This is a genomic window from Streptomyces sp. NBC_01306 (assembly GCF_026340465.1).
Classification (GTDB): Bacteria; Actinomycetota; Actinomycetes; order Streptomycetales; family Streptomycetaceae; genus Streptomyces.
Genome location: NZ_JAPEPC010000001.1, coordinates 3813525 through 3825000, shown reverse-complemented (window position 1 = coordinate 3825000; position 11476 = coordinate 3813525). Strand labels below are relative to the sequence as shown.

6 protein-coding genes (1 of these 6 running past the window's edge) are annotated in these 11476 nt (G+C 72.6%); 3 read left to right on the top strand and 3 right to left on the bottom strand.

Annotated elements, in window-relative coordinates:
* A protein-coding gene (locus OG385_RS16715; protein ID WP_266860928.1) for an MFS transporter crosses the window boundary here: on the top strand, window positions 1-1097 show its 3' portion. Its footprint begins 172 nt before the window's first position; the window shows 1097 of its 1269 coding nt (coding positions 173-1269); its start codon lies beyond the left edge, outside the window; the stop codon is at window positions 1095-1097.
* A gap of 48 nt (window positions 1098-1145) precedes the next feature.
* On the opposite strand, the gene OG385_RS16710 is transcribed toward OG385_RS16715, so the two are convergent.
* Both OG385_RS16710 and OG385_RS16705 read right to left on the bottom strand, forming a co-directional pair.
* Window positions 1146-2825, bottom strand: coding sequence for a SpoIIE family protein phosphatase (locus OG385_RS16710; RefSeq protein ID WP_266855439.1), 1680 nt, complete (start codon window positions 2823-2825; stop codon window positions 1146-1148).
* Between the two features lie 144 nt (window positions 2826-2969).
* The gene (locus OG385_RS16705; RefSeq protein ID WP_266860927.1) at window positions 2970-4292 is read right to left on the bottom strand and encodes an NAD(P)/FAD-dependent oxidoreductase; all 1323 of its coding nucleotides are present in this window, start codon (window positions 4290-4292) and stop codon (window positions 2970-2972) included.
* A gap of 392 nt (window positions 4293-4684) precedes the next feature.
* Between OG385_RS16705 and OG385_RS16700 the strand changes: the two genes are divergently transcribed.
* Together OG385_RS16700 and OG385_RS16695 are read left to right on the top strand one after the other, a co-directional pair.
* Entirely contained in the window at window positions 4685-5458 is a 774-nt protein-coding gene (locus tag OG385_RS16700) for a TetR/AcrR family transcriptional regulator (RefSeq protein WP_266855438.1), read from the top strand.
* A 472-nt stretch (window positions 5459-5930) separates the two neighbouring features.
* Complete coding sequence (locus tag OG385_RS16695; protein WP_266855437.1) at window positions 5931-7886, top strand: sigma-70 family RNA polymerase sigma factor; 1956 nt, start codon at window positions 5931-5933, stop codon at window positions 7884-7886.
* Here OG385_RS16695 and OG385_RS16690 read toward each other — a convergent pair.
* Window positions 7873-11325: a BTAD domain-containing putative transcriptional regulator gene (locus OG385_RS16690; protein ID WP_266855436.1), complete on the bottom strand. Its 3453-nt coding sequence runs from the start codon at window positions 11323-11325 to the stop codon at window positions 7873-7875. The genes OG385_RS16695 and OG385_RS16690 overlap by 14 nt on opposite strands.
* Between the last annotated feature and the right edge of the window lie 151 nt (window positions 11326-11476).

The following is an 11476-nucleotide window of genomic DNA, read 5'->3' as shown; positions in this document are numbered from 1 at the left end:
TCACCGGCCGTCTCATCGACCGCCGGGGGCCGCTGCCCGTCCTGGTGGGGGCCGCCGCGCTGGCCGCCGTCGGTGCGATGAGCATGGGCCTCTCGGCCGGCGTGGCGACGGTTGTGCTGTCGGCCGCCCTGCTCGGCGCGGGGACTGCTGTCATGCAGCCGGCCCTCGCCACGATGATCGTCTGGTGCTCCACCCCGTCCACCCGGACCCGCGCCTTCACCATGCAGTTCTTTCTGCAGAACCTGACGCTCGGTATCGGCGGACTCGTCGGCGGCCAGATCGTCGACGCGAGCCGGCCCAGCAGCTTCACGCTGCTCTTCACCATCGAGGCCGCGATGTTCCTGGCGCTCGCCGGAATCGCCGCGTCCGTCCGGCTGCCGCGCGCTCCGGGGCTGGAACTGGCCCCGCAGCCCAAGGGAGGCGGAGTGCGCGCGCTGCTGCGGCACCGCGCCATGGTGCAGCTCTGCGTGCTCGGCTTCGTTGTCTTCTTCGCTTGTTACGGACAATTCGAGTCCGGGCTTGCCGCTTACGGGACCGAGGCTGCCGGAATTCAGCCCTCGACGCTCGGAATCGCGCTGGCCGCCAATACGGCCGTGATTGTCATCGCGCAGTTCGTGGTGCTGAAGGTCGTGGAGAAGCGGCGGCGCTCACGGGTGATCGCCGCTGTGGGTCTCATCTGGGCCTTCGCCTGGGTCATCGCGGGGTACGCGGGGCTGGGTCACGGCAGCCAGGCGATGGCGACTGCCGCGTTCATCTCGACGTACGCGCTGTTCGGGCTCGGTGAGTCCATGCTGTCCCCGACCGTCGCACCGCTGGTCGCCGATCTGGCGCCCGATTCCATGGTCGGTCAGTACAACTCGGCCTTCGCGCTGGTCAAGCAGCTGGCGCTGGCCATCGGGCCCGCGGTCGGCGGGCCGATGGGGGCTTCGGCGCATCTGCTGTACATCGCGACCTTCGTGGTGTTCTCCCTCGGGATCACCACGCTGGCGCTGCGGCTGGGGCGGCGGCTCACCCCCGTACAGAACAATCCGTCGCTCGGACACGGTTCGCGGGTCGTGGCGACGCATCTGCCGGAGCCCGCGGCGGCACCGCACTGACAGCCGGCACCCGGCCCCCCGCACCTCGCAGCCCGCAGAGGGGCGGGGCTACGGGCGTGGGCCCGGCCGGTCCGCGGTGTTCTCGGGGAGCGCGAACTCGCACCAGACCGCCTTCCCACCGCCCGGTGTACGGCGGGAGCCCCAGGACGAGGCGATCGTCGCGATGATCGAGATACCGCGGCCCGCCTCGTCAGCGGGTTCCGCGCGACGGCGGCGCGGCAGATGGTCATCGCCGTCCGTCACCTCGATGATCAGCCGGCGATCGGTCCTGCGCAGCCGCAGCCGCATCGGCGGGGTGCCGTGCTGGAGAGAGTTGGCGACGAGTTCGCTGGCGGCCAGGACGCCCAGGTCGTGAAGTTCCACGTGAAACCTCCAGGACGTCAGCACGCCGGAGGCGAAGGCCCGCGCGCGGGGAGCCGCCTCCACCCCGCCCAGCAGGTCCAGCGCCGCGTTGTGGAACAGCTCGGCCGCCGCGCCCGTACGCGCGGGGTGCTGGACGACCAGGACCGCGACGTCGTCGTCGTGCTCGGCCGTGACACCGAGCGAGCGGATCAGCCGGTCGCAGACGACCTGCGGGGCACCGGACGCACCGGACAGCGCGCGCTCCAGAGCGGCCACGCCCTCGTCGATGTCCTCACCCCGGCGCTCCACCAGGCCGTCGGTGTAGAGCACGGCGGCGGAGCCGGGCGGCAGCGCGATCGAGTCCGACGTGTGCTGCCAGCCGCCCGTCCCGAGCGGTGGACCTGTCGGGTCGGCGGCGCGGCGTACCGTGCCGTCCTCGTCCCTGACCAGCACCGGCAGGTGGCCTGCCGATGCGTAGACCAGGCGTCCCTCGTTGGGGTCGTGGACCGCGTAGAGGCAGGTGGCGATCTGGTTGGCGTCGATCTCGGAGGCGAGGCCGTCCAGCAGCTGGAGGATCTCGTGCGGCGGCAGGTCCAGCCGGGCGTAGGCACGGACGGCCGTGCGGAGCTGGCCCATGACCGCGGCGGCCCGGACCCCGCGGCCCATGACATCACCGATGACCAGGGCCGTACGCCCGGCGCCGAGGGTGATCACGTCGTACCAGTCGCCGCCGACGGCCGCGTCCGTGCCGCCCGGCTGGTAGGTGGCCGCGATGCGCAGGTCATCGGGCTGTTCCAGCTCCTGGGGGAGGAGCGAGCGCTGGAGGGTGACTGCCGTCTCGCGCTGTCTGCGCTCGCTGGTCCGCAGTCGTTCGGCTGCGTCGGCGTGGTCCGAGACATCGGCGGCGAAGACGAGGACCCCGCCGTTCTCCGGGAGGTTGGGGACCGGAGTGCAGGTCACTGTGTACGAACCGGCGCCCGGACCGGCCTGCACCCGGCGGGACTTGACGGTACGAGGGGTTCCGCTGCGGAGCACCTGGTCCATCAGCGGGAGGAGCCCCAGCTCGGCGAGTTCGGGCAGTTCGTCGGCCGCGCACTCGCCGGTGGAGCGGGGGCCGAAGGCCGCGGTGTAGGCGTCGTTGACGTAGGCCACGCGGTGCTCGGTTCCGTACACCAGGGCGACCAGTGCGGGCAGGCTGCCGAGGATCTCCCGTACGGACAGCTCGTCCAGCGCCGGGAACCGGTCGGCGTCAGCGGCCAACTCGGCTTCCCGGCCCGGGGGACGGCCGGACTCACCGCGGGCTGCTGGCACGGAACTGTGGTCGGTCCGCGCGGCGGCGCGGCGCTGTGTTCCGGGGAGCCGGGCGCTCCAGCGCGTGAAGTTCACTGCTTTTCAAGCCTCGTTTGTCGTGACGGGACGGCTGGGACCTGCTGCTCACCCGGCGGGGAATCCGGGTCGTACGGGGTGTTCTGTGCGGGTCTGTGCCCACCTATGGTCACACGCCCAGTGTGACCGGTGACACTGTCGGCGTCAGTCCCGCTTCGGGCGGTCGCCGCCGGCGGCCCATTCGAATTCGGCCCGCGGGTGTTCCAGCGAACCGAGCGAGACGATCTCGCGCTTGAAGAGTCCGGCGAGCGTCCACTCGGCGAGAACCTTGGCCTTCCGGTTGAAGGTGGGTATACGGCTGAGGTGGTACGCGCGGTGCATGAACCAGGCAGGGTAGCCCTTCACCTTCCGCCCGTAGACGTGGGCGACCCCTTTGTGGAGGCCGAGCGAGGCGACCGAACCCGCGTACGCGTGCTCGTAGTTGCTGAGGGGCCTGCCGTGCAGTGAGGCGACGATGTTCTCCGCGAGGACCTTCGCCTGGCGCACGGCGTGCTGTGCGTTGGGGGCGGTCTCGCTGCCGGGCTCGTCCGACGTGAGATCGGGGACCGCTGCCGCGTCGCCCGCCGCCCAGGCGTGGGCGGTCCCTTCGACGGTGAGCTGCGCCGTGCAGCGCAGTCGGCCGCGGTCGTTGAGCGGGAGGTCGCTGGCGGCGAGGACCGGGTTCGGTCTGACGCCCGCGGTCCAGACGAGGGTCCGGTTGGGGAAGCGGGCGCCGTCGCTCAGCACGGCGACCCGGTGGTCGCAGCTGTCCAGACGGGTTTCCAGGCGTACGTCGATGTTTCGGTTGCGCAGCTCGCGGATCGCGTACTCGCCCATCTCATGGCCGACTTCGGGGAGGATGCGGTCGGCGGCCTCCACCAGGATCCAGCTCATATCGTCGCGGTCGACGTTGTGGTAGTAGCGGGACGCGTAGCGCGCCATGTCCTCCAGCTCGGCGAGCGCCTCGACCCCCGCGTAGCCGCCGCCGACGAAGACGAAGGTGAGCGCGGCGTCGCGGATCGCGGGGTCGCGGGTCGACGAGGCGATGTCCATCTGCTCGATGACGTGGTTGCGCAGTCCGATGGCCTCTTCGATGCTCTTGAAACCGATGCCGTGCTCGGCGAGGCCCGGGATCGGCAGCGTGCGGGACACGGAGCCCGGCGCCAGCACGAGTTCGTCGTAGGCGATCTCTGTCGCCCCGGTGCCGGCCTCGGAGCCCGCGAGGGTCGTCACCGTCGCGATGCGCTCGGCGTGGTTGACGGCCGTGGCTTCGCCGATGACGATCCGGCACTTGTCGAGGAGCCGTCTGAGCGGCACGACGACATGGCGGGGCGAGAGGGAACCGGCGGCGGCCTCGGGGAGGAACGGCTGATACGTCATATAGGGGTCGGGAGTGACCACGGTGATCTCTGCTTCGCCGTCCTTCAGCTTCCGCTGGAGACGCAGCGCCGTGTACAGACCCACATAGCCGCCGCCGACGACGAGAATGCGCGTGCCGGTCCGGTGTCCCTGGCCGGGCCCGGGGTTCGTCTCGTGGGAGAAGGGAGCAGTCACTGTCCCATGAGGCAACGGGCGATCGACTTTGTCCACAGGCCCGACAAATTGTGTGACCGGAGAACACCGGTGTGCCGCAGCGGAGTGTTTCCCCTCGTGAAGGGAAGGGCCGCAGGTCAGCGGGTGGGAGGGTGAGCAGACACCGGGGTGGAATAGGGAGAGTCCAGGCCCATACTCCGATCGGGGGGCGCTCCGTGCGGAACTACCCCCTTCTGAATCGCCCCTTGCTCAACTATGTTCGTAGTTCGCCGGGGTGTCGGGTCTGGGCCCCGGCGGGACCAGGCGGGGAGTCTCCGGGGGGAGACATCATTACCGGGGGATCGCATATGCACATTCAGGACGCTCGTTGGCAGGCCGCTGTCCCGGCTGAGAGCAGCGGACGGGCGGGCACACGCTCGGCGCCCCTTCGCGTGGACGCACAGCGCAATCTGGAACACGTACTGAGGGCCGCCCGCGAGGTGTTCGGCGAGCTGGGGTACGGCGCGCCGATGGAGGACGTGGCGCGCCGGGCGAGAGTCGGCGTGGGCACGGTGTACCGGCGGTTCCCGAGCAAGGACGTCCTGGTCAGCCGGATAGCCGAGGAGGAGACCGCTCGGCTGACGGAGCAGGCCCGTACGGCACTTGGGCAGGAGGACGAACCGTGGTCCGCGCTCTCGCGGTTCCTGCGGACGTCGGTGGCTTCGGGTGCGGGACGGCTGCTGCCGCCCCAGGTGCTGCGCGTGGGGGTGGCCGAAGCGGCCGAAATCGACGACGCGGCGCTCGGGGGCCCGGTGCCGGGCGGACCGGGCACCGCCCCGGACGAGACGCGCGTACCGCATCAGCGGTCGGCCCCCCGGGTCGCCGACGGGCCGTCGGCGACCGGCGCGCTGCCCGGTCTCTCGGCCGAGAGCGCGGGGGCCGTTGAGCTGCTGGAGGTCGTGGGCCGGCTGGTGGACCGGGCGCACACAGCAGGTGAGTTGCGGGGCGATGTCACCGTGGCGGACGTGCTGCTGGTGATAGCCACGGCGGCGCCGACGCTGCCCGACTCGGCACAGCAGGCGGCCGCGTCCTCACGGCTGCTGGACATCCTGCTGGAGGGCCTGCGGTCGCGTCCGGTGTGAGGGTGAGTGTGAGCGGGGGCTGACCGTTGGCGGTTTGACGGTTGCCCGTTGGCGGTTGGACGGATGGCGGATGAAGGCCGGCGGGCTGCGGCGTGCCCGCGTCGGCAGCACTCGGGCGGCGGCATCCGGGGCGGGGACGCCTGCGTCGTAGTCGGTCGGCCTCGCCGTCGGCTGTCTCACGGTCGGCAGCTCGTAGTCGGCAGCTCGTAGTCAGCAGTCCTCGCGATCGGCTGTCCTCGCAGTCGAGCGGCAGTCCTCGCAGTCGCTCTCTCGCCGTCGGCCGCCCCGGCGCCGCCCATCCGGGCTCTGGGGACAATTAGTTGAGCCTTCCCCTAATGGGTGACGGTTAGTGCTCCGATTCGGGAAGACTCCCCGGATGAGTGGTTGCCGGATGCGAGTGGCCGGTTGTAGTCCTCCTTGTGTCAGTCTTGGCCGGTGTTCTGGTCCGAGGTATGTACGGGGGCTTTCCGCGATGAGCGTTGAAGGGCGGGACGAGCCGCTCGGCGAGGCCGGCGGGGCGCATCGGCTGCCCGGGCAGGGCCCGGCACAGTCGGCCGGGAAGGCATCCGGGCAGGGCGGGCCGCCTCCGGGCGGCGAACGGTCGGCCAGCGTGCCCCAGCAGCGTGAGGGCGGCGGCAACGGGGTGCTTCCGCCGCCGCGCTCCCTGGACCTGCCGCCGTCGGACGCCGAGCTGATCGCGCAGATGCGGCTCGGCACAGAGGACGCAGAGGGCGCAGAGGGCACCGGCGGCTCGGACAGCGTCGACAGTGCCTACGAGGAGCTGTTCCGCAGGCACTCCGACGCGGTGCGCCGCTATGCCCGTACCTGCTGCCGCGATGCGCACACCGCCGACGACCTGACGGCCGAGGTGTTCGCGCGCACCCTGCAGGCGGTACGGGGCGGGGCAGGACCCGAGCAGGCGGTGCGGGCGTATCTGCTGACCACCGTGCGCCGGGTCGCCGCGGCGTGGACGAAGACCGCCAAGCGCGAACAACTGGTCGAGGACTTCGCCGTCTTCGCCGACCAGGCCGCCAGGTCCTCGTCGTCCGAGGTGTCCGACCAGGACACGCTGGACCTGGGCGCCGATGTCCAGGCCATGCGGATAGCCGAGAAGTCACTGGCCATGGAGGCGTTCCGGTCGCTGCCGGAGCGCTGGCAGGCGGTCCTCTGGCACACCACCGTGGAAGAGGAGTCCCCGAGCGACGTCGCCCCGCTGTTCGGGCTGACGGCCAATGCCACCGCGGTCCTGGCCAGCCGGGCCCGTGAAGGGCTCAAGCAGGCCTATCTCCAGGCCCATGTGAGCCAGACGCTCACCGCGGGCGGCGACTGCGCGCAGTACGCCGACCGGCTCGGCGCGTACGCCCGCGGCGGCCTGCGGATGCGGGCCGAGCGGGGGCTGCGGAAGCATCTGGAGGAGTGCGCCAAGTGCCGGCTCGCGGCGGGCGAACTCAAGGACGTCAACGCCGGGATTCCCGGGCTCGTTCCGATCGCGGTCATCGGCTGGTTCGCCGGAGGGTCCGCCCTCAAGGCCGCCGGGCTCGTCGCGGGCGGCGCGGCCGGGGCCGCCGGAGCCGCGGGGGCAGGTGCCGCCGCGGCGTCGGGCGGGAGTTCGGCGAGCGGCGGCGCGGCTGCCGCCTCCGAAGGGCTCGGCGTGCCCGCCAAGGCCGGGATCGCCGCCGGTGTCGTCGTCGCGGCGGCCGCCGGCCTGGCGTTCGCACTGTCGGGCAGCGACGCTCCCAAACCGGCACCGCACGCCGCGCCCCCGGTCGCGCAGCCCGTCGTACCGCCCAAGCCCACGCCGCCGCCCCCGCACCCGAAGGCACCGCCCGCTCCCCCGGCGCCGGCGCCCAAGCCCACCCCGAAGCCGAAGCCCACGCCGAAACCCCCCAAGGCCGCGCCCAAGCCCCCCAAACCGACACCGACGCCGACGCCCGAACCCACACCACCGCCGAAGCCCACCCCGACCCCGACCCCGCCACCGCCGCCGCCCGCACCGGCCGTCTACCAGGTCGCCGCCCTCGCGTACTCGCTCGCCGGCGACCACACCGAGCCCGAGCTCAGCCTCAAGGACAGCGGCCCGGTGTGGCAGCGGCATCAGTTGTCCATGCGAGGGACCCAGTACAACCGCGGCATCAGCGTGCACGCCCCGTCCAGCGTGACCGTCCAGCTCAACCGCCAGTGCTCCACTTACGAAGCACTGGCCGGTCTTGACGACATGTCGCTCGGGCTCGGTGCGGTGCGCTTCTCGGTGTACGGGGACGCGACCCGGCTGTGGAGTTCGCCCGTGGTGCACGGCAGGGATCCGGCCGTGCCGGTGCGGGTCGGGATCGCCGGTCACCGGACGCTCCGGCTCGTGGTCGAACGGAGTGGACCGTTCGGCTCGGTGGCGGTGGCCGACTGGGCGCAGTCACAGATCAGCTGCCGCTGACCGGACCCGGCCCCGCGCCCGCCCCAGGGGATTGCTCCGCCGGCAGTTCCAGCGACTGCTTCGGCGACAGGTCCGGAGGCCGTGGGGACATCGGAGACCGTGGAAACAGCGGAGACAGTACGGAGTCGAGCAGGGCGATGGCCTCGTCCGGCCCCAGCCGCTCTCCCGCCACCCGCTCCGCCTCGTACCGCTGAACGCCGAGCACCGCTCGGGCCCGTTCCCCGTACTCCGCCGCATCGGCCGCCTCGGGGACCGGACGGATGCTGTCGCCGAGCCAGCCGGTGGCGGCGGCCAGCAGGCGTACGGCGGTGGCGTGTTCGCCCAGTGCCGACAGTTCGCCCGCCGCCGCATCGGCGACATGCGCGACGACGAGATCCGAGCACTGCTGTGCGCGAGCGGTGCGCAGTGCGCCGAGCAGCAGCCGCAGACCCGCCGCCGGGCCCTGCTCGTACGCCACCAGCCGGCCCTCGGTGCTGTCCAGCAGCACCGTGAACTGCGGCGGCGGCGCGCTGTGCCCGAGATCCTTCCTGACGCCGTCGAGGATCTCCCGGGACCGGGCGTGCTCGCCCCGGGCCAGCGCGAGGTCGGCCCGCAGATAGCGGACGTACGCCTGTGCGTCCTGGGCTCCGTACCGCTCGGACTCCAGGGACGCCTGCTCGACGATTGCCTCGGCCCCCGTCATGTCTCCGCTGCGGTACCGGAGTTCGGCGAGCCGGGCCAGCAGGAACGGCGCCTCCATGTGCGCGCCGACCTCACGGGCCAGCCGCAGCGCCTCCTCGAAGGCCTGCCGGGTCGCCTGCCAGTTGCCGCGCGCCATACCGGCCTCGCCCGCCGCACTCGCGACCTGTGCGCGCATCCAGCGGTCGCCGACGCGGCCGCTCAGTTCGCGCAGTTCGGCCAGGTCCGCGTCGACGCCGCCCATGCCGCCGGGCGTGTCGACCCGCATGTGGGTGCGGAACATCAGCACCACCCCGATCTCCCACTCCCCGCCGTACGTGCGGCAGTTGGCGACCGCGGCGTTCAGCCCATCCGACGGGTCGGCGTGCTCGTCCCTGAAGAACGCCGTGAACGGCCAGAGCAGCCCAGGCATCCGGGCCGACTCGGGGCCGCCCCCGCTGAACGCCTCATACACGCGTCCCACCAGTTCCTGGGTCAGCGGATCGCGCAGCTCCTCCCGCAGCTGGGTCTCCATCGCCATGAAGAGCTGGAAAAGGCGCAGCCGCATCCGCGGCCAGTACCGGGGATCGGTCCGCGCGTCCGGGTCCTCGCCGAGCGAGGCGACCTGCCGGGTCCAGTCGGCGCCCTCCGCGCGGTAGTTGCGCAGCCACCAGAACCAGCCCATCGCCTGTACGAAGCGGAGTGCGGACGGTTCGTCGCCGGTCTCGACGGTGTGGCGCAGCGCGGCCCGGATGTTGTCGAGTTCGGTCTCGATCCGGCGGATCCAGGGCAGCTGGTCACCGGATCTGATGAGCGGTTCGGCCTCCTCGGCGAGGGCCAGATAATGCGCCGTGTGCTCGCGCAGGGCCGTGACCAGGGACTCCGGGTCCTCCGCGGCGCGCTCGACCGCGTACTCGTGGATGGTCTCCAGCATCCGGTAGCGCATCCCGCCGTCAGCGGGGGTGGCGACGATCAGGGACTTGTCGACGAGCGCCGCCATGGCGTCCGGGCCGCCGCAGACCGCTTCGGCCGCGGACAGGTCCCAGCCGCCCGCGAAGACGGATGCCCGGCACAGGGCCGTACGCTCCCGCGCGTCCAGCAGCTCCCAGGACCAGTCGACCACGGCCCGCAGGGTCTGCTGGCGGGGCAGTGCGGTACGGCTTCCGCTGGTCAGCAGCCGGAAACGGTGGTCGAGCCGGTCCGCGATCTGGCGCGCCGTGAGCAGCGGGACCCGGGCCGCCGCGAGCTCGATCGCCAGCGGGAGGCCGTCCAGCCGCCGGCAGATCTCGGCCACCGCGGCGGGGTCGCCTTCCGGGTCGTAGGAGGGGCGCACAGCGCGGGCGCGCTCGGTGAAGAGCAGGTGGGCGGGGTCGGGTAGCAGTGGTTCCACGGGCCGTACCGCTTCTCCCGGTACCCCGAGAGGTTCGCGGCTGGTGGCGAGAATCCGAAGGTCCGGGCAGTGGGTGAGGAGCGTCTCGGCGAGCCGGGCCGCGGCCTCGACGAGGTGTTCGCAGTTGTCCAGTACGAGGAGGAGCGGGCGCAGCGAGCAGTACTCGACCAGCCTGGCCACCGGGTCGCCGGGCAGCGTCTGCTTCTCGTGGGTGATCAGTACGGTCTCGCGCAGCCCGAGGGCGGTGACGGCGGCGCCGGGGACTCCACCGGGGTCGTCGAGCGGGGCGAGTTCGACCAGCCAGGCGGGTACGGCGGCGGCCGGGGCGGCTTCCTCGGCGAGCCGGGTCTTCCCCGAGCCGCCGGGCCCGGTGAGGGTGACGAGGCGGTGACGGGCCAGATCGTCCCGGACTGCGGCGAGTTCGGACTCACGGCCGACGAAGGAGGTGAGCCGGGGGCGGAGGTTGCCGGGGGGCGGGGTGGGTCCCGGTGCGGGGGTGTCGGCGGGTGCGGGTGCCGGTGTGGGGGCGGGTGCCGGAGTCGGCACTGGTGGAGGGGTGGGCGTGCCCGGCAGGGGTGTTGGCGTCGGCGTCTCCGTTTGCGTCTGCGTCTGCGTCTGCGTCTGCGTCTGCGTCTGCGTCTGCGGGAGGTTGCGGGATCCGCTCAGCAACTCCACGTGCAGAGCGCGCAGTTCCGGACCCGGGTCGGCGCCCAGGCCGTCCGCGAGCGTGCGGCGGGCCGTTTCGTACGCGATCAGGGCGTCGGCGGACCGCCCCGCCACGCGCAGTGCGCGGATGAGCTGGGCGTGGAACGCCTCGTCGTACGGATGGGCAGCGGTCAGACCGCTCAGTTCGGGGACGAGACCGTCCGTGGCGCCGGACCGCGGGGCGGCCTCGACGCACCGCAGGTCGGCCTCGATACGGTGCCGGTGCGCGGAGAGCCGCAGCGCCTCCGGGCGTACGGCGTGTGCACGCTCGGGCAGATCGGCGAGCGCCGGGCCGCGCCACAGCGCCAGGGCCGCGCGGAGGGTCCGGGCGGCCTGTGCGGGGTCGCCCGATGCCAGCTGGGCGGTGCCGGTCCTGGTGGTGCGCTCGAAGACGTACAGGTCGACGTCGTCGGCGGCTGCTTCGAGGCGGTAGCCGTCGGGGACCGAGGTGATCGCCTCCCGGCCGAGCGCGCGGCGCAGCCGGGCAACGAGGGCCTGGAGCGCGGCAGGCGCGTCCTGGGGCGGGTCCGCACCCCAGACGTCGTCGATGAGCACGGAGGCCCCCACCGCGCCGCCCGGACGCAGCGCGAGGGCCGCCGTGAGGGCACGGAGCCGGGCGCCGCTGATGGCGACGGCGGTGCCCCGGGGGTCTTGGGCCGCGGTGGCGCCCAGGATGAGATAGCGCACGGGGCCATTGTCGCCCGCAGCGCCCGGGGCCGCCGACAGACCCAGGGCCTGATCCGGACAACGGGCCCGAACAGGAACGGGAGCCCCCCAGCCCTCAACAGCCAGACCCCGACCACCAGACCCCGGCCACCGGCCCTCAACAACCAGCCTC

Excerpts from the sequence above, each read along its gene's own strand:
- OG385_RS16700 (WP_266855438.1), top strand. The coding sequence starts at position 4,685 with ATGCACATTCAGGACGCTCGTTGGCAGGCCGCTGTCCCGGCTGAGAGC.
- OG385_RS16695 (WP_266855437.1), top strand. The coding sequence starts at position 5,931 with ATGAGCGTTGAAGGGCGGGACGAGCCGCTCGGCGAGGCCGGCGGGGCG.